Annotated in this window: 18 protein-coding genes; 1 reads left to right on the top strand and 17 read right to left on the bottom strand. The window is 43.1% G+C overall.

Annotated elements, in window-relative coordinates; all coding sequences use genetic code 11:
- Positions 1-91 precede the first annotated feature (91 nt).
- The 8 genes from HU147_RS10165 to HU147_RS10130 all read right to left on the bottom strand — a co-directional run bounded on the left by HU147_RS10165 (position 92) and on the right by HU147_RS10130 (position 11919).
- Positions 92-1744 carry an SWIM zinc finger family protein gene (locus tag HU147_RS10165; protein ID WP_224076119.1) on the bottom strand — a complete coding sequence of 551 codons (1653 nt, stop codon included), beginning with the start codon at positions 1742-1744 and terminating at the stop codon, positions 92-94.
- A gap of 293 nt (positions 1745-2037) precedes the next feature.
- Positions 2038-2883, bottom strand: coding sequence for an FRG domain-containing protein (locus HU147_RS10160; RefSeq protein WP_224076118.1), 846 nt, complete (start codon positions 2881-2883; stop codon positions 2038-2040).
- Positions 2884-3721: 838 nt separating this feature from the next.
- Positions 3722-4855: an SIR2 family protein gene (locus HU147_RS10155; RefSeq protein WP_224076117.1), complete on the bottom strand. Its 1134-nt coding sequence runs from the start codon at positions 4853-4855 to the stop codon at positions 3722-3724.
- 91 nt (positions 4856-4946) lie between these two features.
- Positions 4947-6149 (bottom strand): restriction endonuclease subunit S, encoded by a 1203-nt coding sequence (locus tag HU147_RS10150; RefSeq protein WP_224076116.1) that lies wholly within the window; start codon positions 6147-6149, stop codon positions 4947-4949.
- A complete protein-coding gene (locus tag HU147_RS10145) occupies positions 6124-7707 on the bottom strand; it encodes a type I restriction-modification system subunit M (protein WP_224076115.1) in 1584 nt (527 codons plus the stop codon). Before HU147_RS10145 ends, HU147_RS10150 begins: the two co-directional genes overlap by 26 nt.
- A gap of 17 nt (positions 7708-7724) precedes the next feature.
- Positions 7725-10484 (bottom strand): type I restriction endonuclease subunit R, encoded by a 2760-nt coding sequence (locus HU147_RS10140; protein WP_224076114.1) that lies wholly within the window; start codon positions 10482-10484, stop codon positions 7725-7727.
- Positions 10485-10652: 168 nt separating this feature from the next.
- Entirely contained in the window at positions 10653-11327 is a 675-nt protein-coding gene (locus HU147_RS10135) for a hypothetical protein (protein ID WP_224076113.1), read from the bottom strand.
- 370 nt (positions 11328-11697) lie between these two features.
- Positions 11698-11919, bottom strand: a complete 222-nt coding sequence (locus HU147_RS10130; protein ID WP_224076112.1) for a hypothetical protein — start codon at positions 11917-11919, stop codon at positions 11698-11700.
- 232 nt (positions 11920-12151) lie between these two features.
- On the opposite strand from HU147_RS10130, the gene HU147_RS10125 reads away from it, so the two are divergent.
- Complete coding sequence (locus HU147_RS10125; RefSeq protein WP_036802410.1) at positions 12152-12517, top strand: PH domain-containing protein; 366 nt, start codon at positions 12152-12154, stop codon at positions 12515-12517.
- A gap of 118 nt (positions 12518-12635) precedes the next feature.
- Here the strand turns inward: HU147_RS10125 and HU147_RS10120 are convergent, their stop codons facing one another.
- From HU147_RS10120 to HU147_RS10080, 9 genes are all read right to left on the bottom strand, one after another.
- A complete protein-coding gene (locus HU147_RS10120; RefSeq protein WP_224076111.1) occupies positions 12636-13706 on the bottom strand; it encodes a threonine aldolase family protein in 1071 nt (356 codons plus the stop codon).
- On the bottom strand, positions 13703-14917 hold the full coding sequence (locus tag HU147_RS10115) for a dicarboxylate/amino acid:cation symporter (protein ID WP_036802405.1): 1215 nt from the start codon (positions 14915-14917) through the stop codon (positions 13703-13705). The genes HU147_RS10120 and HU147_RS10115 overlap by 4 nt, the downstream gene beginning before the upstream one ends.
- A gap of 241 nt (positions 14918-15158) precedes the next feature.
- The gene (locus HU147_RS10110) at positions 15159-15638 is read right to left on the bottom strand and encodes a DinB family protein (protein WP_224076110.1); all 480 of its coding nucleotides are present in this window, start codon (positions 15636-15638) and stop codon (positions 15159-15161) included.
- A 239-nt stretch (positions 15639-15877) separates the two neighbouring features.
- Complete coding sequence (gene glpK / locus HU147_RS10105) at positions 15878-17401, bottom strand: glycerol kinase GlpK (RefSeq protein WP_224076109.1); 1524 nt, start codon at positions 17399-17401, stop codon at positions 15878-15880.
- A 13-nt stretch (positions 17402-17414) separates the two neighbouring features.
- Positions 17415-18278 carry an MIP/aquaporin family protein gene (locus tag HU147_RS10100; RefSeq protein ID WP_224076108.1) on the bottom strand — a complete coding sequence of 288 codons (864 nt, stop codon included), beginning with the start codon at positions 18276-18278 and terminating at the stop codon, positions 17415-17417.
- Between the two features lie 262 nt (positions 18279-18540).
- Positions 18541-19197, bottom strand: coding sequence for a hypothetical protein (locus HU147_RS10095; protein ID WP_224076107.1), 657 nt, complete (start codon positions 19195-19197; stop codon positions 18541-18543).
- Positions 19198-19439: 242 nt separating this feature from the next.
- Positions 19440-20288, bottom strand: coding sequence for an RCC1 domain-containing protein (locus HU147_RS10090; RefSeq protein WP_224076106.1), 849 nt, complete (start codon positions 20286-20288; stop codon positions 19440-19442).
- Between the two features lie 29 nt (positions 20289-20317).
- Positions 20318-21187, bottom strand: a complete 870-nt coding sequence (locus HU147_RS10085; protein WP_224076105.1) for a PucR family transcriptional regulator — start codon at positions 21185-21187, stop codon at positions 20318-20320.
- Positions 21188-21234: 47 nt separating this feature from the next.
- Entirely contained in the window at positions 21235-22395 is a 1161-nt protein-coding gene (locus tag HU147_RS10080) for an ROK family transcriptional regulator (RefSeq protein WP_224076104.1), read from the bottom strand.
- Positions 22396-22510 lie beyond the last annotated feature (115 nt).

The following is a 22510-nucleotide window of genomic DNA, read 5'->3' as shown; positions in this document are numbered from 1 at the left end:
GAAGAGTTTAGAATTGTTTCCTCTTCCTGTAGACTGCCTTTCAACTGCAACAAATAAGCGGTGTCTAGCATATACTAGACACCGCTTATTTTCACTTTATCTTCCCCAACTCATCCAGCAGCGCTTTCCGTTTCGGATACATAAACTCCAGCTCTTCAATCAGCCCCGTCGCCGCTTCAGTCCCCAGCGCCTGCTGGAAATCCTTGATTTTTTGACAGGCGCTCCAGTATGCCTTGCGGTTGGAAGCCCGTTCGATCTGGCGATAAATATAAGTTGTATAGATTTCATTCACTTCATGCGGATAATCAGCCACCAGATGCGGATGCAGGTGTTTGATTGCAGAGATATCGGTCCGGCAATAGTCCAGCAGCTCTTCAAATCTCTTTTCATCAATCAGAATCCCGAGATAAAGCGGCCGGCTCCGTGGACGGGTCTTCATCTCCGTAAGCAGGGCTTCCAGCTTCTCCGGCCACCGCTCCACATCCATCAGTCTTCTCAGTTTGTAATAATATTCTTCTTCCCCGTCCAGTGCGAACTCAAAGCTGAGGCCAATCAATTCCTCCGTGCTGCCCATTCCTTCATAAGCCTCAAAACGCAGCTTTTTCCAGTCATTCAGGAGTCCCGCGAAATTTGCATCGAGCTGTTCCGATTCGTCACACAACCGGATCACTTTTTCAAATTCACCGGCATCCAGTGCCTGCCGGACCTGCGCTTTACGGATTGCTGGATAGTGCCGGTACTTCACGTAAAAGGCTTCGACCAACTCCTGTCTTCCTTGCTGCCGCAAAATTGCCAGCTGGTACATATGGAACCGCTCTTCTGTATACTTGTATGTCTTGTTTTGCATCTCGTCACTGGCAATCAAATCAGCAATGAAATTATAAAACTTCTCGGTGAAACCGCCTCTTTCATTCCATTGCAATACCGCTTGCACCAGATGACTCGCCGCATCTGTGATATCCTGCTCCAGCGCGAAGAGAATATGCTGATAGAGCAGGACAAGCATATTATCGACAGTCGCTTCATCCAGATCTTCCGGCCACTCTGCCAGCGCTTCGTTTATCTTATCCAAACTTTCGTAAATCGCCGAACTGATGCCTCCGGATGAATCGTCCGCCATTTGCAGCATTTCAGTGCATTCCTTGACGACAATCAGGCTGAGACGGATGATTCTTTCCGCGTCATGCGATGAGTTTAGTCCATCCAAATACTCAAGGACTTCCCAAACCCCTTCGAGTGCCTGGTCTGTCCGGTCCCATTCGATAAATCCCCTGCGGCTGGCGCGGTTAGCCGACTTCTGTATAAGTCGACGCGCCTTTTCTTCGTCCATGCCATTAGGATTTGAAAGCTTTTCTGCCAAATAAAGCTGGACGGTTGGCTGCTTCTCCACCAGCTCTTCCAGGATTTCCAGCAGCTCTGCTTTTTTCAGCGATTTTAATCGCGCCTGCAGATCCGCTGCAGACGAACCGTTTTCTTTCTTGTATTTGCGAATCGCCAGGCACACCGCCACTTCATGCTTGCACAGAGAATCCGGTTCGAACGGGCAGGTGCAGTAAGAACCCACAATCGTCCCATCCTTCGTCAAATTGACTGACACCTCGTAATCCCGCGTGCCCATTACCAGCGCATGCCATCGATTCGGCGCGTCTTCTGTCAACTGCTCAACAAAATCCTGTTCAAAATAATCCAGGCCGCGTTCATAAAGCTTTGCCGGCACGGTTGTTTTCAGGTTTTCTAAGTTCATGAGAATTCCCCCTGGCTCGATTATAACCCGTGGAGGTTTGGGGTTGAACAGGAAGTTCTTTTAGGGAGTACGGCATTTTTCGAGCTTGATTAAAATTTGACTCCTATTGTTGAATATATTATTCTCAGCAGTTTCTAGTTTGCCCCTGTGTCGAGAGCAGTTATGAATATTTAAAAATACTAAAGCCGTATCCGTCAACCTTTGTGGTCACTGGATACGGCTTTTTCTTGATGCAATTGTAGTAAATAAATTCAATAGTATTTGACACAGGGAAGCGATTTACTATTCTAATTTTAAGATTTCAATAATTTAGTATTAGTATAGTATCTTTTTAGCCAAGCACTAATTCCTTGCAGTCCTGGATAAATCATTCTTTCATTTATATTCGCTTGATCTAATTTATCGCGAATTTCTAATTTTAGTTCGCTTGGTATAATTATTTTCGTATACATACTCGGGTAATCTTTTAATAAATTACTGAGGCTTCGGTCAGAATTCGACATTATTGTAAACATTGCGTATTGGTTTATAATTCTTTCATCTATAGAAGGTGGTTCTAGACAAATCAAAAAGTCATCTTCATCCTTTGAATTATCAAATTCAGACAAACTTTCTTCAACTTCAACACCTCTAGACAATCCTTTGGCATGTTTAATATCGTTCAACATATCTACTGTAAATACATAAGATTCTTCTCTTTTTAATTTATCTTTGTAATCCTTTGGTAATAATTCATGTACCTTTATAATATCTAAACACCATATAGCTCCATCTTCTTGAAACCACCCAATGTCTGAAGTGGCAAAATGTAAAGCAACATATGGAGAGAATGACCAATCTAGTAAACGTGTGGGTAAACCATAGTGTTGTGCTACGGAAAGTAATTCCCATATATTTTGACTATCTTTTAATAAAGGCTTAGCGTACTTTTTAAAATTTCTAAGAAGATGTGATTCCATAGATTGATTTTGGATTCGCATCAAACTAGTTTCCAAATCGAAGTTAGCATTATCAACGCCTCTATATGCTAGAGAAGAACGAAAACGACCATGCTTCTCATCTTCTTTAAAGCTAAATAATTTTTTTTGTAAGTCTAACCAATTTTCAGCTTTATATGAACCATCATCCTGCTTCTCCAATATTCTCCACCTCTTATTTTATTTTTTAATTAAGTCCCTAATTTAAGAAAGAAACTTTTTTCTTATTCTAATTTAATGTTCATAATTCTCCTTTTTCTTTATTCGACGAAATAAGTTTTCTATATCATGCTCAAATTAAGGAATTTTTCAATTATTTTACTTAACCATTACTGAATAGGAGTGGTAAGGTAATAATATTCTTCTTATTGTAATCTTTTTTTATGGGCGTTTAAAAAATTACCTATTAGATTGAAACCATTAAGCATACTTTTCAGCTAGTCTCTAAAAATATTACACATTACCCCTAAAGCATTATAACTAAATTCAAATATCGATTCTAAATATTCACCGTATCCTTTTCTCTCAATATCTTTAAATTGAATAATTTTGCACAGTTCTATAGAAACTTTTAATCTGACGTGTTTTTAATAAAAACCTCTACTTTTTTCAACAAAATTGATGAAGCTAATAATATATCATCTACATTATTAATTTTTAGCAATACTGGATAATATTCTAATTGACTAACTAACAATTTAAGGAATGCAACTCCTAGTTAATGATTTATTTCCTCCTCAATTGTAGGGATATTAAAAGAAGGTCAGGATAGAAAATATAGATAAATGAAAATTTTGTAAATTAGAGAGCATTTCGAGTAATTTACTCCAAAGGGGAAAACCATAGTAATAACTAAATCATGCTCCCATAATAGGCACAAGTAGTTGTTCTTTCTTCGTCATATTTTCTCTTTACTATCTTTTTCATTTGAATCGTTTAGAGTTAATTTTAATTAGTTCATCTTATTATATGTTCAAAATTTTTCATCAAGTACATACAATTAGCCCTCAATTATATTGTTAACACCATTAAATTTGATTCTAGGGTCATTTTTAATAAACCTATTGCTCATACGAGGTCCAAGCTTCAGTGCTCTATTTATATCATTAACAAATTTTTCTTTATCTTCCTCAGAGGATTTAAAATCAACAATTAATAAGTTTTTTAAGAATCTTGGATTTTCTTTTTTTCTCTCGAATTCTAACCTTTTACATAAGGATTCATTAATATGATCATCTCTAAAACTATAGCCAATGATATACAACTCATCGCATAAATCATCCTCATGAGCCATCTTTTTTCGAAAATTATTGTAATAGAATTTGAATGGATCCTCTTGGACTTTCACACTTTTGCCTCCTCCCGTTACTATAGAGGGAGTTATATTTAAATTAAAAATATTTTTGTAAACGTTATGCATACGTAAATCTTCTGTTGTGATTTTGAACGTTTTACCTGTTTTTATATCTTTAAAGGAGGAAAGTGAACCATGTAAATGATGCAATTTTACTTTTCTATTCCCAAACATATTTTGAGATAAATCTGGACTAAAGAAAAATCTGCGTCTATTATCAATCAAATTCCAATTATCTCGTGGAACATGAAAATCTTGAAAGTTTTCTGTCCCTATCGTTTCTAACAAAATTGTTTCAAGCAATAGGTCAAAATTTAAAGTGAAAAATTCTACAGTTGTAGAACTATCAATAATAGTATCCAACCATTCTAGAAAACCTTGTAGGTTATCTCTTATCTCTCCCCATCTAACATGACCATCTATTAAGTCTAAAATTGAGGCAGTGTATTCATAAATAATCTCTTTCACTGCTTTTACATGTTTATAAAGTTCATGTTCTTCTAGATTATAAGAGTCTTTGAAATATTCTCCTTCATTCCCATTAGATATAAAATCATAATAATTCTTTAGAGCGTCATAAGATTGCTCAATACTAGCAATGGCCTCTTCAAAATCTGTTTGGATGTATTCATTCTTTTCTATTCTTTCCATATGATGCTTTACAAAACCTTTATGTTCTGCATTTAGTCGATTATAAAATCTTTCTGTTATCCTTGGTAAAGCAAAATCTTTATTCAAACCAACAGACAAACCGTTACCTATCAGTACCGCCTTGCTCATATAAACCCCTCCAAAAATACTTATAAAGGATAAAACAAAATTTTTATTAAAATAGCAACAAATCTATGCAAGATGAAATTATCAATTCTTATTAAACAAACATCCCCTGCATAAATCCTCTCTTCTGTTCCTCCAAAACCATCAACTTCTCTTTTTCTTTTTCTACTTTTTTCTCTAACTTTGTGAGATACTCTGCAATCTTCTCTTGCTCTTTGATAGAAGGTGCAGGAATTGTAAGAGTTTTTATATCATCGCCATTTACTGATTCGAATGTACTTCCCTGCGATAAACTATTCCAAGCTTTAATTAAATTGAAGTAGGATAAAAAGTGATAAACAAACATATTCCCTCTGATGGCACACACACCACGTCCAATACATGCTGTTTTATCTGTTAAAGCTATTTCACCAACAGGTGCTCTTACAGACATAATAATATCCCCTGGCAGGCAAGCTTTAGTGACTTCTGAAGTGTAGATACGAGGAACAACTTTACCACTCTTCATATCAGCATTCCCCTGGATCAAGACAGTATTTTGATTATCTGTAGAGTAGTTCTCTCCTTTTGGAGATTGACCCATAACAACTTCTGCCATTTCCCCAAGTTTTTTCTCTACCCACTCCGGAAACTCCCCACCATCCTCATCCTTAAACCGCAACTCCTGCGAGAAAATCTTCTGCATCATACCTTTTTTAAACTGCTCCAGCTTTTCAATTTTCTCCTGTTGCTTACTTATTCTATTATTTAACAGTGTGAAGAAATTAGAAATCTTCTTTTGTTCCAAAAGAGAAGGGGTAACAATGCTGAAGCCTTCCATAGCCTTAGTGCTAACATTTGCTTGATTACCTGTCCCACCTATAGAAGACGTAAAAAACTGCTGAAGAAATCTTTTATGACGGATAAGATTTAACAGAAAAAAGGAATCACTATTCGCCTTGCTTTTTACTAAAGCTAATCGTTGATTTACCAACAGGTTCTTTTCATTAGTAATCATGTGGGAATATCCAAAGTCTGTTTTGTGTACTGTACCTGTAAGAGTAATAATAATATCTCCTTCATTCAGCAGATATTCCTGATCCCGATTCGATATACTTTCAAGGTAACTAGGAGATCTATCGAGATCTAATTTATTGTTATATAAATTCCCCATTTTGATTACTTGATAATTCGATTTCTCATTTTTAAATCTCTGACTCGGAAATGCAAAGCCTCCTTTTGTTATTGCAACATCACTCAATTTCTTTACTTCCCATTCTTCATTAAATCCATCAAATCTCAACTGAGGTACGTTCACTTAAACCAACCCCCAATTCCTTAAAGTACTCCTCAAGCTCCCGGTCAATTTCCTCGATCTCCTGATCGATCTCTTTTAATCTCACTTGAACCGCTTCTAAATCAATCGGCTCTTCTTCGATAAAAGTATCGACATATCGAGGAATATTCAGGTTATAGTCATTCTCTTTGATTTCTTCCAAGCTAGCAGCATATGAATATCGTTCAATTGTTTCACGCGATTTATAAGTATCAACGATTTTGTCGACGTTTTCGTCTGTCAGGTTGTTCTGATTCTTGCCTTTTTCGAACTCGTTTGATGCATCGATGAAAATGACGTTATCATCTGCTTTGCGGGTCTTCTTGAAGACCAGTACACATGTTGGAATAGACGTGCCGAAAAAGACATTGGCCGGCAAGCCGATGACTGCATCCAGATAGTTCTTTTCTTCGATAAGGAATTTACGGATGGTTCCTTCTGCTGCTCCGCGGAATAAAACTCCGTGCGGCAAGACGACTGCCATTGTGCCGTTATCGTCCAATTGATGGATCATGTGCTGGACAAACGCGAAATCGGCTTTTGATTTCGGCGCCAGTTTGCCGTAGTTGCTGAAGCGTTCGTCGTCTAGATATTTCGCGTCTGCGCTCCAGTTGGCAGAATACGGCGGGTTGGCGACGACTGCTTCAAAGCGCATGTCGATGTGCTTTGGGTTTTCCAATGTGTTGTCGTTTTGGATATCAAAATCGGTGTAACGTAAATCATGCAGCAGCATGTTCATGCGCGCCAAGTTGAATGTTGTGGTTGTTAATTCCTGTCCGTAAAATTGGCGGACATTTGACTCTTTGGCAACGCGCAGCATTAATGAGCCTGACCCACAAGTCGGGTCATAGACGTTTTTCAAGTTCGGCTTTTCGTGTGTGACGATTTTCGCCAGGATTTTTGAAACTTGCTGTGGCGTATAGAATTCGCCTGCTTTTTTCCCTGCATTCGCAGCGAATTGTGAGATCAAGTATTCATAGGCATCACCCAATACATCGATATCCACATCGTCGTGCAGGAACGGAATGTCGTTGATGCTCAGCATGATTTTCGCAATCAGTTTGGAACGTGATTTCACGTCACGGCCAAGCTTTGTTGAAGTCAGATCCATATCATCAAATAGGTGTTCGAAGTCCTGCTGGCTATCCGTGCCAAGCGTCGATTCTTCAACCGCTTTGACGGCTTTGTGCAGAAGTTCCACGTCGAACGTTCCTTTGTCGCCTTTCAGAATTTCTGTGATCATTGAAGAAAACAGGAATTCCGGTTCGATGACAAAGCCGATTTCTTCAAGCAAGACTTCGACCAATCCTTCTTTGTATTCTTCATCTTGCCAAGCGTCCTGATACGAAATATTGTCTTCTTCCAATAGTTTCGTAATGCGGGCTTCTGTTTTCTCGGACAAGTAACGATAGAAAATCAATCCAAGGATATAATTTTTGAAATCATAGGCTTCCATCTGGCCTCTTAAGTCGTTGGCCATTGTCCATAGCTTTTTATGCAATTCAGCTTGTTGCTGGCGTTGTTTTTCTGAAGTTGTCATGGTTTAGTTCTCCTCTTTTATGAATACTTGCGTACGTTTGTATAGATGAAATCTTTTAATGCCTGTACGCGTTTGCGTTTTTCTTTGAACGGCGCTTTGATGGCGTCGTTGATTTCCTGGTCCGGCGACACTCCGGTAAATTCATATTCTTTCATGAAATACTCCAGTTTGTCTTCTGCCACTTGAATTTCTTGTGACATTGCCTGGATTTCCCGCTTGCGACGTTCGCTTTCAAAGTCGCGGTATTTCTGGTCGACCGAGTCGTTGTTCGTGATGGTCGGTGCCACACCTTTTAGAAATTCTAACAATAGATCGCGTTTCAAGCGCATTTCGTCGCTTGACGCTTCATTGACTTCTTTGATGGCGCGGCGCACTGCGGTGTCACGCTCGTTTTTATTTTCGTAATTGATGTTGCGGAGCAGTTCCAGAATATAATCGACGTTGATGCGGTCGGTCTGCATCAATTCGATTTCAAAGTCGACGTCGTTGATGACGGATACCTTTTCTTTTACGTTTTGCGACTTCTCATACAGATGCAGGAATTTGCTGCGGAAGTCTTTATAGGTCTGTTCGCTGATGCCCAAATCTTCTGGGTTAAATTCGAAATCGACAAAGGTCTTTAGCTTCGTCAGGACACGCGTCAAATCACGGAAGGCAACGACGAATTCTTTCTCTTTTGTTTCGCCTTCAAGTTCATCAACGTCATCCGGTGTAAGGGCAATATCATGCATGACTTCCAGCTGTTTTCTAAAGTCATCCAAATATTGATTATACTCCTTCATCAATACCGTGTCTGTATCGCCCGTCTGTGAAAACAGGCGGACTGCTTCGTCTGTGGCGTCTTTTAAATTGCGGTAACAGACGATATTGCCGTACATTTTCTTCGGACCTTCGACACGGTTGGTGCGGGAATAGGCTTGAATCAAGCCGTGGTGCTTCAGCTGCCGGTCGACGTACAAGGTGCTTAAAGTTTTGGCATCGAATCCGGTGAGGAACATATCGACAACGATGAGCAAATCAATTTGTGCCGTCTTCACTTTTTTCGAGACGTCTGCGAAATAAGAAGAAAAGTTATCGGTCTTATGATTCGTGCCGAATTCTTTATTAAAATCCCCCATGACGCGTTCCAGTGCATGGCGGGAATGCTCTTGGTCTTCGACGCTTTCTTCATTCGCTCCGTAGCTGTAGATGGTGGTGATTTTCAAATCGGTATTGAGCTTTTTGAACGCATCATAGTATTTGATGGCTGCCGGAATGCTTTCGACCGTCAGCATGCCCGTGTATTTTTGATTATGTGTTTTATTGCCATGGATTTCTATAATGTTTTTAGCAACTTTTTCAATGCGCTCGTCTGCCATCCACAATTCGTTTTGGTCAATCCCAGGCACTTTCGTGACATCATCAACGCCTTCTTTTTCTTTGATGGTGCGGATATATTCAACGGAAAAGCCAAGAACGTTGCCGTCATGGATGGCGTCTTTGATTAAGTACGTATGCAGGCAGTCCTGGAACAAGTCGGAAGTCGTGCGGCCGTCCTGGCTCCGGTTCTCGACAAAGCGCGGCGTTCCGGTAAAGCCGATGTACTGTGCTCGTTTGAAATGACGCTTGATGAGGAGGTTCATCTCTCCGAACTGCGAACGATGGCATTCATCGATCACAAATACGACTTTTTCGTTCTCATAAAGTTTCATGATGTCTTTGTATTTTTCCGTTTTGACCGCATTCGCCATTTTCTGGATGGTCGTAATGATGCGCTTGCGCTGTGGGTCTTTTAACTGTTTGACCAAGACGCCGGTTTTCGTCGTGCGGTCGACGGAGTCTTTCTCGAATTTGTTGAACTCTTCCATCGTCTGGGAGTCCAGGTCTTTCCGGTCAACGAGGAAAATGACTTTCTTGATGTCTTCTTCCTGCGCGAGCAGTTCACTCGCCTTGAACGACGTCAGCGTCTTCCCGCTCCCGGTCGTATGCCAGACGTAACCGTTTTCTTCTTTCTCGATTGCCTGGTGCAAAATGCGCTCGACCGCATAGATCTGGTAAGGGCGCATGACCATCAAATGCTTGTCGGTGTCGTTGATGACCATGTATTTGGTCAGGATGTTCTGCAGCATAAGCGGGTCTAGGAAAGAAGCCGTAAAGTCGCTGAGTTTTGTGATGCGCTTGTTTTTATTATCTGACCAGAAAAACATCAAGCTCTTCAGCGGCTCTTTGTCCGAGTTTGCGAAGTACTTCGTGTCTACGCCGTTTGAGACCACAAAAACCTGCAGAAAGTTAAATAAACCACCGTAGGAATCTTTCCGGTAGCGCATGATCTGGTTGAAGCTCTCGACAAAATGGAGCCCTCTTCTTTTTAGTTCGATTTGGACAACCGGCAAGCCGTTGAGCAAAACGGTTACGTCGTAGCGGTTGGTATAACGGCCGACGACGGTCGTTTGATGGGTGACTTGTAGATGGTTGTTTTTGTAGTCTTGAATATCCATCAGTTTAAGGTAAAGTGTGCTATCGTCATCACGGGAAATATGCTGCTTGATGCGCAATAACTTGGCTGATTCGTAGACGCTCTTGCCTTCTATTTTTAACAACAGCCGCTCAAATTCCTTGTCGGACAGCGGCGTGCCGTTCAAGTTTTCTTTGTTTAACCGGCTGATTTGCTGCCGGAAGTTTTGTTGTAAAGTTTTGATGTCAGGAATGGCTACTTTCTCATATCCTATCCCTGCCAGCTGGGCGATCATTTCGTTTTCCAGCTGTGCTTCTGTCTGTGTTCGGGATTGATAAACCATGGGACTACCCCTTTCAAATTACGAGCTACAATTTAGATAATTTTACCACATATATAGGGGCATTGTAACTTATCTAATAGCCTCTATAATGACCTCCGATTCATTTAGTTTATAAAACCTCCAGCAGAGAAAATGCCAGAGGTTATAATTTAATACTTTATTATTCTTTTATTTATTTACTTCAATAGTATGTGATACATCTTCTCCTACAATCTCGTAGTTACTATCACTAGGCGCTGATATTCGTAGTTCGATACTTTCTAATTCATCTACCTTTGAATTCTTTAGAATATAAACGTTAAATCCTTCATGTCTTACTTGCCCTAGATACTCACCCTCAATATGTTCAGAGAGCAACATATCGGGCTCTAATTGTTCTTTTGTATTCGTAACGGCAATCGCTTGTCCTAAATAAAAACTCATGTCTTCATCTGAAGTATTTTCACCAGCAACTTGTACTGTAAATGCATGAACCTCTTCTCCGATTCCTACTCCAAATAAATCAGCAGTTGCTTGATCTTTAGGCTCCATTATTTTTAATTGGACTCCAGGGATTTCGTATTTTATCGGCCCTATTTCTCCAGTAATGCCAAGTTCTTTATTTGTATAAGTATTTGTTGCCTTAAGGCTATCATCTTCTTGTACGTCTTCAGAGTTAGTCTCTCCTTGTTCAGTCTCTTCTGCCGCTTCAGTGTCTTTGGATGCTTCTTTTTCTTCAGCTGTTTCTTCACTTTCTGAAGATGTGTTTTCCGAGCTCTCATTACTATTGGCCGATTCCGAACCACAAGCTGTCAAGAATGTAGAAATAACTAATAATGATACTAACCAAAATTTTAATTTCATAAAAATCCTCCTTTGTTTTTGGAATACGACTTTTCTTTGTCGATAGAAACTTTTAAATAGTTCGTTAAGGAATTTTATTATTAATAACACAAATATAACATTTATTATTTAATTTTTCCATATATTATAAATAAAAAATAATTATTACAATATTTATTACAAACTCTTGTACAATTTACGATTTTAATAAAAAAATTGATAATATCAACGTTCTCATAAAAAGCTCTCTTCAAGCAGGTTCACCTGCTTGAAGAGAGCCTTATGAATGTAGTCAATTTTTATTGCTGCTTCATCATCTCTTTTCCAGCTATATGATTGCTTTGCGCTATATGAAATGATGACAAAGAAAATAGGTGTTAAGTTGGGATATTCATATTATTCTTTGAAAGACAGTTTTGGCTACACCGACAATCAGGAACAGCAAACCGATAAAGATGATGAAGAGAAGAACAGCAGCCATTGTATAGGGAAAGCCTTCCCCTAAACCAATCAGCCTGCTGAGAGTCGGAACTCCTCCTGTAAATATAAACAGCAGTGGCAGAAGGATCAGCAAGAAGCCGGTTACGAAAGTATTTTTCTGCTTTTGCCACATCGTTAGATCTCTCCCTTCCAGGTTTATAATTGTCTCTGCTCTATCTGATAACGATGAATTCTATGCTTTAAAAATAATCAATAAATCCTTCCATAATAATACATTCGTGTATATACTAGAAAAACCTTTATAAAAAAGCAGAAGCATATAGAAGGAAAATTACACATTACAAATACTTACAATACTTCTCTGAGTATGAGAAACTAAAATAAACGACAAGGGGGAATAAAGAATGGCTGATTTAAATACCATGATGGCTTGGACGTTCACACAAGAAATCGATATACCGGATTCCATCAATGATTTATTTATTGCAGGAGAAGAAGCACACATCGCCTATAAAACCATCCGCGACGTTGCGGTAGTGACCAACAAACGAATCATCATTTCAGACAAGCAAGGCATGACCGGCAAAAAAGTCGAAGTCTATACGATTCCGTTTAAATCAATCATCATGTATTCATCCGAAAACGGCGGAACGTTCGATTTGAATGCAGAGCTGGAATTGTGGACGAAAGCCGGTAAGTTCAAGTTGAACTTGAACAAGAAAGTAGATATCCGGAAGCTGGATAAATTGATTGCGGAAGCAATTCTTTAAATAGGAGATAACTAAATTTTTTAATAGCAAAAAAAAACCTGAAGCGCATTTTCTGCGTTTCAGGTTTTTTGATTAGCTTAAGCAATTTGAGATCTAAAGTACAAAAGGCATTCCCTTTTCAATCAAAAAGCTGATGTTGAACAGTTCGGCTGCCGCTCATAATGCCTTTCATGTTTTCAAAAAGATATTCGATATTTTCATCCGTAATCAAGTAATGAACAATCATCCGTATTTTTCTCTTGCCAATCTTCTTCACTTTAATTTGCTTTTCTTTTAGAAGCTCAATAAATTTATCAGCGTCTATGTCTTCTTTGGTAATATTGACAGCAATGATATTGGTTTGCACATTGTCCAAATTAATATGGATTCCTTCTACAGCCGATAACTTCTTCGCAAGCTGATACGCTTTTTGATTATCCTCTTTTAAACGATCAATCATATGATCCAACGCATAAATGCCTGGAGCCGCTATGATTCCTGCTTGCCTCATTCCACCTCCGAGTCGTTGGCGATTCATTTTTGCATGTTGGATGAATTCTTTTGAGCCGGCAAGAATCGACCCAAGTGGACAGCCCAACCCTTTCGTTAAACAAAATTGCACGGCATCCACGTGCTTGCACAAATCTTTCGGTGCTGCCTCTAACGCGACGGCAGCATTAAAGATTCTTGCACCGTCCAAGTAAACCGGCAGTCCGTGTTGAACAGCAAGTTCTTTAATTTCCTTCGTATTTTCTATGGAAACAATTTGCCCTGCATTTAAGTTATACGTATTTTCGATGGAGATCAACGCTGTTTTGGCTCGTTGGATATCTCCAGAAGAAATTAACGATTCCACTATTTCGGGATCAAAGTATCCATTTTTGACTGTCATTGGTCTTGCTTGGACTTGTGCAACTGCCGCTAACGCTGCACCTTCCAAATTTAAGATATGGGATTCATTTCCAACAATGACTTCCTGGCCTCTTTGCGCGAAGTTCATAATTGCGATTTGATTGGCCATGGTTCCTGAAGTGACGAGCAAGGCATCTTCCATGCCAAGCAAGTCCGCTGCTTTTCTTTGCAATTCATTTACCGTTGCGTCTTCCCCCATAATATCGTCTCCAAGAGAGGCATTGGCAATGGCGTCCATCATTTCGGCTTTCGGCAATGTGACTGTATCGCTTCGTAAATCCAGATAGCCGTTTATCATGGTCGAGCTTCCTCCAAATCAAGAGCAATTTCTGGTTCTTCGGCTGTTTCGGAACCTTCATCTTCTTTACCGAAGAAACGGTTAACAATCATTGCAATTGCACCATCTCCTGCTATATTGGTCGCAGTTCCAAAACTGTCTTGGATCATGAACAACGCGAGCATAAGCCCGATTGCTGCTTCATCAAAGCCCAGTGTTGATTGCAAAATCCCAATCGCCGCTAAAGCCGAACCTCCAGGCACACCAACCGCTCCAACTTCAATTACACCTAGAATTAGGATAAAGGAAATAATCAGCCCGATCGGCGGCAGGCTTCCTGTGGTCAATAGAGAAACCGTAATGGCACTGATCGTCAATGTCATGGCCGCTCCCGAAAGATGCACATTCGCACAAAGCGGCATCACAAAGTCTGCAATTTTCTTGTTTAAGTATGGAACGGTTTTCGCTTGCTTAAGGGAAACTGGCATTGTAACAGCACTCGACATGGTTCCCATCGCTGTAAAGTACGCGGGAAGCATTGCTTTGAACATCGTAAACGGACTCTTCTTTGAAATGGCTCCCGCTACAGTATATTCAATAACCAGCCATACGACTTGTAAAATCAGGATCAAGGCGAGCATCTTTCCAAAGACCGCCATTGTTCCAAAGAGTTCTCCTTTTGCGGCTAAACCCGCAAAGATGCAGGCGATGAAAATCGGAATAACAGGAACGATAAATCCTCTGATCACGCGTTCGATTAAATTTCTAAACTCTATAACTGCTGCGGACAGAACTTTCGCTTCTCCCCACGATGACGCCATACCAACCACAATCGCTAATACAAGCGCTGAAATGATTCCCATGATCGGCGGGATATCCAGTTCTACGAAAGGAGCGCCGATTTCTACCGCTTCAATAGCTTGGTTAGCCTGCAAAGCGAATCCTGGGACGATTAGATAAGCTGCCACGGCTCCTAGCATACATGCAAGAATGGTATCCAAATAAGATATCCCAATCGTAAAGCTGAGCAACCTGCCAGCTTTTGAAGAAAACTCTGCGATACTTGCTGCAACGAAGGCAAAGATTATTAATGGAATGAAGAATTTAATCAGGTTCCCCAATAGCATGTTTCCTGTTTCCGTAAAACGAATCATCCAATCCGGACCAAACAAGCCAATTAAAATCCCAATGCCAAGACCCATTAACAATTTCGGAATAAGACCAAGTTTCATTTTTTCTCCCCCACTTCGTATTTTTTATTTTAGGTATTTACTTTAAAGCTTAGTTGTCATTCCAGTAATCGCCCCTTTCTTCAACTTAAAATTATTCAATATTGTATCATAAAAAATTTATTAATTATTAATTATTCTAAATATTTATTTTATTTAATGATAAATTTTCTTTGCAATATAAAACCCCAGAATAAAAACCAGAAAGCAGCATACGCTTTGCCGCTTTCTGGTTTTATTGGTTTTAATTCTTTTCCGGAAGACCCCTGCCCACTAAATTCGCAGACACCGGCTCTCTCCCCAGTTCCCTCGACCACACCGACAATTGGCCAATATGATGAATCTCATGCGCGATGACATGCCGCATCACTTCTCCCCACTGGTCGATATCGATGGTTCCATCCCGTCCAGGCGTCTTAAGTAGACGATGTTCCATGCTCTCGTCCCAGTTCGCCACAAAGTTTTCGACTTCCGGCCGGAACGCTGCATCAAGCTGACGCACCTTTTCTAGGCTGTTGTAGTTTTCGAACCCTTCCTGAAAATCGTCTTTTCCCTCCAGTAAACGAATCCAGCTCCATTCGACATCCGCTATATGGAAAAGCGTTTTGAGGATGCTGCCTTGTCCGCCGGTCCGTTTCTTCAGCAGCTCTTCTTCACTGATTTCTTCGCACCACCGGTACCATTCTTCCCGGACCATCCAGTTGTAGTGGAAAAACATTTTCATGATTGACCTCCTCATGACTCTCTGCTTCTCTTTTATTCTTATAAGAGAAGCACAGTAAGCTACTGTCGATAGTTTTCCCAATAAAAATGTGAATATGCAAATCTTTAGGACTCTTTCAACCTCCAAATAACTTAGAAACAATATTAATGACCCTTTTATCCGTAAGTAAGAAAGGAGACCAGGCGTCATCCTCAGAATAGAATCTGCAGATGGTGCCGGTCTCCCGATTTTCAGTTCGTTTACATAACGATTGGTGCTTTCACTGCTTCTTTTTTGAACGTTCTGGTTGCCTCTACCGCTTTCTGCCAACCATTATAAAGCTCTTCGCTTTGTTCAGCAGGCATTTGGCTGTTAAACGTTTTGTCAATTTGCCATTGCTGGGCTATTTCTTCTTTGCTTTGCCAGAAACCGACTGCCAGCCCTGCGAGATAAGCTGCGCCAAGTGCTGTCGTTTCCTGGATGACCGGGCGTTCAACCGGAACATCCAGAATATCGCTCTGGAATTGCATCAAGAAGTCATTGGAAACGGCCCCGCCGTCCACGCGCAAGGTTTTCAGCTCAATGCCCGCATCCTTGATCATGACATCCACTACATCTTTTGTCTGGTAAGCGAGCGATTCAAGCGTGGCCCGGATAAAATGCGATTTGGTCGTACCGCGCGTCAAACCGAAAATCGCGCCTCTGGCATCGGTATCCCAATAAGGCGTGCCGAGGCCAACAAATGCCGGCACCATATAGACGCCGTCTGTCGATTCGACCGATGTGGCATGGCCTTCACTTTCCGGCGCATGATCCAGAATCTTCAAGCCGTCTCTCAGCCATTGGATGGCGGACCCGGCGACAAAAATACTGCCTTCCAGCGCATACTCCACTTTGCCGCCAACGCCCCATGCGAGCGTGGTCAGCAGGCCGTGATCAGAAACCACGCCTTCTTCCCCCGTATTCATCAACATGAAGCAACCCGTGCCATACGTATTTTTTGCCATCCCTTTCTCGAAACAGGCCTGTCCGAAAAGAGCTGCCTGCTGGTCACCGGCAATGCCGGCAATCGGCACTTCATGGCCGAAAAAGTGATAATTGATGGTATTGGCATAGATCTCCGAAGACTGGCGGACTTCCGGCAGCATGCTTTTTGGCACCGTCAGGATTTCCAGCAGTTCATCGTCCCACTCCAAATCGTAAATATTGTACATCAATGTACGGGAGGCATTGCTGTAATCGGTGATATGGCTTTGGCCGCCCGATAATTTGTAGACGAGCCAGGAATCGATCGTTCCGAACATCAAATCGCCATTGTCCGCTTTTTCGCGTGCCCCTTCGATATTGTCCAGAATCCATTTGACTTTTGTGCCGGAAAAATAAGCATCGATCAATAATCCGGTTTTCTTGCGGAACAGCTCTTCATGCCCCTGCTCTTTCAGCTCTTTGCAGATGCCGTCTGTCTGGCGCGACTGCCAGACAATCGCTTTGTAAATCGGCTTGCCGGTGTTGCGGTCCCAGACAACCGCCGTTTCGCGCTGGTTGGTAATGCCGATTCCTGCAATCTGGCTCGGCTCCACATCCGCTTTCCGCAAGACACCCGCTATACAAGCCAGAACCGAAGTCCAAATTTCACTGGCATCATGCTCCACCCAGCCCGGTTTCGGGAAGAACTGTTCAAACTCTTGCTGTGCCGTTTCCACGATTTCCCCTTTGTGGTTAAACAAAACTGCACGTGAACTGGTCGTTCCTTGGTCGATTGCCAAAATATAATCTTTGCTCATCTTCATTTCCCCCTCATATCGTTCTTTCTGCAATTTTTTCGTCATCATCCACTAACTTGTCTTCAAGTTCATTCGCCAATGTGTGGCCTTTCTTCAACTCAGCATTAGCTGCACCGACCAAGATCAAGGCCATGACAGCGCTGAGGATCCAGAACAGCAAGTTGTAATCTCCCGTGAAGACGGCACTGTAGAAAACAGCTCCGTAAATACCGCCAAAAACCGGTCCGGCTACAGGGACCCAGGCATAGCTCCAATCGGAACTGCCTTTTCCAGGAATCGGCAGCAAAGCATGCGCGATGCGCGGCCCCAAATCGCGCGCCGGGTTGATGGCATAGCCTGTAGCGCCGCCAAGCGACATGCCGATCGCGATAATCAAAGCCCCAACAATCAACGGATTCAACCCATCCGTAAATTGGTTAGCGCCGATGAACAATAATCCCATGACCAGAACAGCAGTGCCGATGATTTCACTTACCAAGTTCGAGAATGGGCTTCGCACAGCGGGCCCTGTAGAGAAAACGGCTAGTTTTGCCCCTTGGTCTTCCGTTCTTCTCCAATGCGCCAAATAATTCAAAAAGACAATAGAGGCGCCTATGATGGCTCCAATCATTTGGGCTAAGATGTATAGAGGAACTTTTGCCCATGGAAATTCACCAATCGATGCAAACCCTAAAGTTACCGCCGGATTCAGATGGGCTCCTGAAATACTGCCGACTGCGTAGACCCCCATGGTTACGGCAAGCCCCCATGCAATCGTAATGACAATCCAACCGCTGCCTTCCGCTTTCGAATCTTTCAATACGACTCCCGCTACTACACCCCCTCCGAAAATGATCAAGATCATAGTGCCAACCACTTCTGCTAAAAATTCCGACATCACATACCACCCCTTTTTTTAAAAAGCAAAAGCAGTGAAATCGACCAAAAAAAATACGCACAACAATGAAAGTCCCTCCTTGATAGAAGTACTCCTTGTTGTGCGAATCTCCAGGTCTCCAACACAGCTCTTAACTTGTTATCTTTAAGTTAAACATTAAAGAAAGCGCTGTCAATACTTTTTTCTGAATATTTAATCAAATAAATGGCAAAGCAGTCAAATTTTGAACTAATTTAAGAAATCAGGAAAAATCATTATGCTATTACGGTTGCTCTTTCAGCAATTGGATCAACCGAATGACTGCCTCATCCTTGCCCACATCAATCGGCACAAGTTCCGTATTGTCGATAATCTCCGTATAGAACTCTTCCCCCGCCGGATACTCGCCGTCCCAGCGCAGCGGCACATTGTAGACATTGATCGTGCCGTCGCCGTTGCCGCTATAGGTAACCGAGCCATCGACTAAACGGGAACCGGCCAACTGGATGACATCTTCCGGGTAAACGCCGCTCGTTTCGTCATCGGGATTGAGCGGGGTATCCGCCGAAATACGCTCCACGTACAAACCGTCGATGTCCTGATTCGGCCCGAGCTGCAGCCAGACCCTGGCGTATTCGATCTGCTCGCTTGTATACGGAGCTAAGGCATCTTCTTCCGGATTGTCTGCATCTGCAGAAGTGCTATCGGGATCCGTTGTGACGGCTTCTTCTGGAGTGACTTCGTTTTCCTTTTCCATATCCGCTTCCTCCCCTTCATCTTTTGATGTGTTATCTTTTGTTTCGGATGAATCTTTTTCTGTGGTTTCAGTTGCCGGACTTTCTTGCGAAGCATCTGGTGCAGATTCTTCATTCGAATTCCCGCAGCCTGTCATCAGCAACATCACCGCACCTATCCAGAAGATTTTCGTGACTGCCTTCATTCCTCCCACCTTTCCTTTCTTCTGCGTCTTCAACTCCAAGCATTAAACTACCGGTAGTTAAATATTGGATCTTTCACACTGTTTCTCAGTCGATCAGGTATAGCCACAAATTCGCTAGAGGTGGAGTTTTTTCCTGCTAAAACTTGCCTGCCGCAAATAAAAAAGATTGAACGGAATCGCTCCGCTCAATCTTTTACTTCTATATATTAGCTCTCTTTCAAGCTCTTCTTTGATGACCACCACTAATTGCCCGGCAGTCCAATGCCGCTCCACTCGCTCACATTGCACTGCCCTTCATCGTTTCGACCAACCGCAACCACGGTGCCGTCTGCTTTCAAGCCAATCGTATGGGCGTAGCCTGCTGAAACCGCGATGATATCGCACCAATCGCTCACATCACACTGCCCTTGATTGTTTCGTCCAACAGCTACGACTGAGCCATCCGACTTCAAACCGACTGTATGATTGCTTCCAGCGGCGATTGCCACAATATCCTTCCAGCCACTTACCTCGCATTGACCGTCTTTATTGGAACCCACCGCAACCAACGAGCCGTCCCTTTTCAGTCCAACCGTATGCAAGTAACCTGCTGCAACTCCCACCAGATCGTGCCAATCACTAAGATTGCATTGGCCGTAGCGGTTGTTCCCCACATTGACTGCCGTTCCGTCACTTTTCAACCCGATTGTGTGCCAGTCGCCGGCCGAGACCGCCACAATGTCTTCCCAGTCTCCCACATTACACTGGCCTTCGTTGTTTTGGCCCACTGCCAGGACCGTCCCGTCCGTTTTGATTGCAACGGTACGGCGCCAACCTGCGGCAATCGATACGATTTCATTCCATTTATCCACTTCGCATTGGCCGTATTTGTTCCAGCCAGTGGCTACCACTGTTCCGTCGCTTTTCAACCCAACCGTATGAGAACTGCCGATATGCGCGCTGCCGGCTGCAATGTCTATGATGTTGCGCCAATCACTGACGTCGCATTGTCCGTCTTTATTGTCTCCGGACACGTGCACGGTGCCATCCGTTTTGAGCGCCACCGAATGACGGTAGCCGGCAGCAATAGCCTTCCATTCTTTTCTCTTCATCCTTGCTGACCTCCTGAAAGTGGATTCAGTCAAACCTTAACGAGCAGTGCCAAATAAACGGCCATCGCCTGGTGGAATTTCCGGATGTCGATGCCGGTGTTTTCGGTGAACCGGTCGAGCCGGTATTGCAGAGAGTTTCGGTGCAGGTGGAGCGCTTTGGCGGTTTCGGAAACGTTCAAATTGTATTTCGTGAACACTTCAATCATCCGCAAAGTTTCTTCGTCATCGGCATAATTCTGCAGGATCATTTCCCGGATGCTGCGGTAGTGGTCCACATTCGCCTGGTCGATCAATAAATACGGCACGGCATCGCTGAGATTCGCGACGGCTTTATTGGACTCGGCAAAAATGGCTTTGGCCGCCGTCAGCATAAACGTATGGTACCGGCTGACCTGCTCCAGCCCGGTGCGAAAAGGGCCGACCAGGAAATGGATCTTGATGTACAAGTCACTCATCAAAATATTGATGATGTCTTCATAGGAAATGCTGTCGCTGCCGATGCTTTCCTGCTCAATCAGAATCCCTTCGTGGCCATTTTCCCATAGAATCGGGACGTCGCCGGGAAACAGTTCAGCGAGCGCATCTTTGAATAATTCCGGGCTGATCTGGTTTTCTTTGATGGAGAAATAGACAAAGCGGTATGCCCCTGCCGTTTCCAGCGGGTCTGCACCGTCCGAGTCAATCGCGTTTCGCCATTTTTGTTCGTCGGGCGTCAGGACAGGAACATCGCTGCGGTAAGGCGCCATGAACGCGGCGAGCACTGACAGGTCTTTTGGGCTCAGTTCGCTTTTTTCGATGCCGATGATTTCACCGGCTTCTGTTCTGAACCAGCTGTAGTTGTCATCCAGGCCTTGGCTCTCTTCTTGATAGACGACCAAGGAAGGGTATATTTTTTTCAAGTTGTCGATCATCCCACCACTTCTTTCTCCAAAGATAGACGCTTTCTTTATTTCAGTTCAAATAGATCGACCAGCAGCAAGGTAATGGCGCCGATCAATGTGGCGTCGTCCCCGAGTTTCGTCACTTCCACTTGGGTTTTACTTGCAGAAGGCGTCAGTGCCGACGCTTGGATCGTTTCGCGGATTGCCGGCAAGATGAATTGCTCGGCTTTTGAAACGCCGCCGCCCAGGACGATTTTTTCCGGGTTGACGATGTGGATCAAGTTGGTCAGCCCGACGCCCATCGCTTGTCCGGATTCTTTCAGGATGTCTGCAAACTGTCTGTTGCCGCCGACCGCCAGTTTGTAGACAGTTTCGGCGGTCAGTGGATTCGCTGCCCCTCTATTGGTCACTTTCCGGGCAATGGCTGGTCCTGTGACAAAGGTTTGCAGGCAGCCCCGGTTGCCGCATTCGCAAATTTCGCCGTGCAGATCGATCGTCATATGGCCAATTTCCCCCGCGATATCCGAAAAGCCGTGGTACAGTTTCCCGTCGATGATGAGGCCCGCTCCGACGCCTCTGCCCACGTTCACCGCCAGCATGCTTTCCAGTTCGCCGTGGTTGCCAAACCAGTATTCGCCGAGCGCCATGGCGCGTGCATCGTTTTCCACTTTCACATCCAGGCCAAATGCCTGTTCCAGCTCTTCTTTGATCGGGATATTGGCGAGGCCAAGAATTGGTGCATTCAGCGAAACGCCGCGTTCGACATCCACTACGCCGTGCATCGCGACACCGATGCCGATGATGTTTTCTTCTCTATCCGAAGTCCCGTCCAGGCACTCTGCAATACCGCTTTTCAAGGCGACGAGAAACTGCTCGCTGTTGATGGGCAGCTCCAGCTTCGTCTGCGACCGTTTCAGGACTTTCCCTGCCAGGTCCGCTACGATGCATTCGATGTGTTCCGGCCCGGCGTCCACACCGATGATGGTGAATGCGTGGTCGTTGATGACGAGCATCGTCGGTTTCCGTCCGCCGAGCGATTCGCCGAAATCACTTTCTTCGACGATTTTCTGGTCGATCAACTCTTTGACGTTGCTGCTGACGGTCGGCGGTGTCAGTTTTGTTTCCCGTGCAATCTGAGCGCGCGAGATCGGCCCGTCTTTTCTGATTTTGTTTAGGATAATCGATTTGTTCACCGACTTCATCCATTGAAAGCTGCCTTGGCGCATGTCTATCCCTCCGGTTGGTTCATGTTGCTAAATTGTAAGAGTTTTCATTCTTATTATTGAATAGTTTACCAAATTCCTTTATACTCATGTTAATTAAATTAATTTATTAAGTATT

Source organism: Planococcus chinensis (assembly GCF_020071995.1).
Lineage (GTDB): Bacteria > Bacillota > Bacilli > Bacillales_A > Planococcaceae > Planococcus > Planococcus chinensis_A.
This window is presented reverse-complemented; position numbering and strand designations above follow the sequence as displayed.

Excerpts from the sequence above, each read along its gene's own strand:
- HU147_RS10165 (WP_224076119.1), bottom strand. The coding sequence starts at position 1,744 with ATGAACTTAGAAAACCTGAAAACAACCGTGCCGGCAAAGCTTTATGAA.
- HU147_RS10115 (WP_036802405.1), bottom strand. The coding sequence starts at position 14,917 with ATGAAACTTGGTCTTATTCCGAAATTGTTAATGGGTCTTGGCATTGGG.
- HU147_RS10125 (WP_036802410.1), top strand. The coding sequence starts at position 12,152 with ATGGCTGATTTAAATACCATGATGGCTTGGACGTTCACACAAGAAATC.
- HU147_RS10110 (WP_224076110.1), bottom strand. The coding sequence starts at position 15,638 with ATGAAAATGTTTTTCCACTACAACTGGATGGTCCGGGAAGAATGGTAC.
- glpK (WP_224076109.1), bottom strand. The coding sequence starts at position 17,401 with ATGAGCAAAGATTATATTTTGGCAATCGACCAAGGAACGACCAGTTCA.
- HU147_RS10155 (WP_224076117.1), bottom strand. The coding sequence starts at position 4,855 with ATGAGCAAGGCGGTACTGATAGGTAACGGTTTGTCTGTTGGTTTGAAT.
- HU147_RS10140 (WP_224076114.1), bottom strand. The coding sequence starts at position 10,484 with ATGGTTTATCAATCCCGAACACAGACAGAAGCACAGCTGGAAAACGAA.
- HU147_RS10080 (WP_224076104.1), bottom strand. The coding sequence starts at position 22,395 with ATGCGCCAAGGCAGCTTTCAATGGATGAAGTCGGTGAACAAATCGATT.
- HU147_RS10090 (WP_224076106.1), bottom strand. The coding sequence starts at position 20,288 with ATGAAGAGAAAAGAATGGAAGGCTATTGCTGCCGGCTACCGTCATTCG.
- HU147_RS10130 (WP_224076112.1), bottom strand. The coding sequence starts at position 11,919 with ATGTGGCAAAAGCAGAAAAATACTTTCGTAACCGGCTTCTTGCTGATC.
- HU147_RS10095 (WP_224076107.1), bottom strand. The coding sequence starts at position 19,197 with ATGAAGGCAGTCACGAAAATCTTCTGGATAGGTGCGGTGATGTTGCTG.
- HU147_RS10120 (WP_224076111.1), bottom strand. The coding sequence starts at position 13,706 with ATGATAAACGGCTATCTGGATTTACGAAGCGATACAGTCACATTGCCG.
- HU147_RS10145 (WP_224076115.1), bottom strand. The coding sequence starts at position 7,707 with ATGACAACTTCAGAAAAACAACGCCAGCAACAAGCTGAATTGCATAAA.
- HU147_RS10135 (WP_224076113.1), bottom strand. The coding sequence starts at position 11,327 with ATGAAATTAAAATTTTGGTTAGTATCATTATTAGTTATTTCTACATTC.
- HU147_RS10100 (WP_224076108.1), bottom strand. The coding sequence starts at position 18,278 with ATGTCGGAATTTTTAGCAGAAGTGGTTGGCACTATGATCTTGATCATT.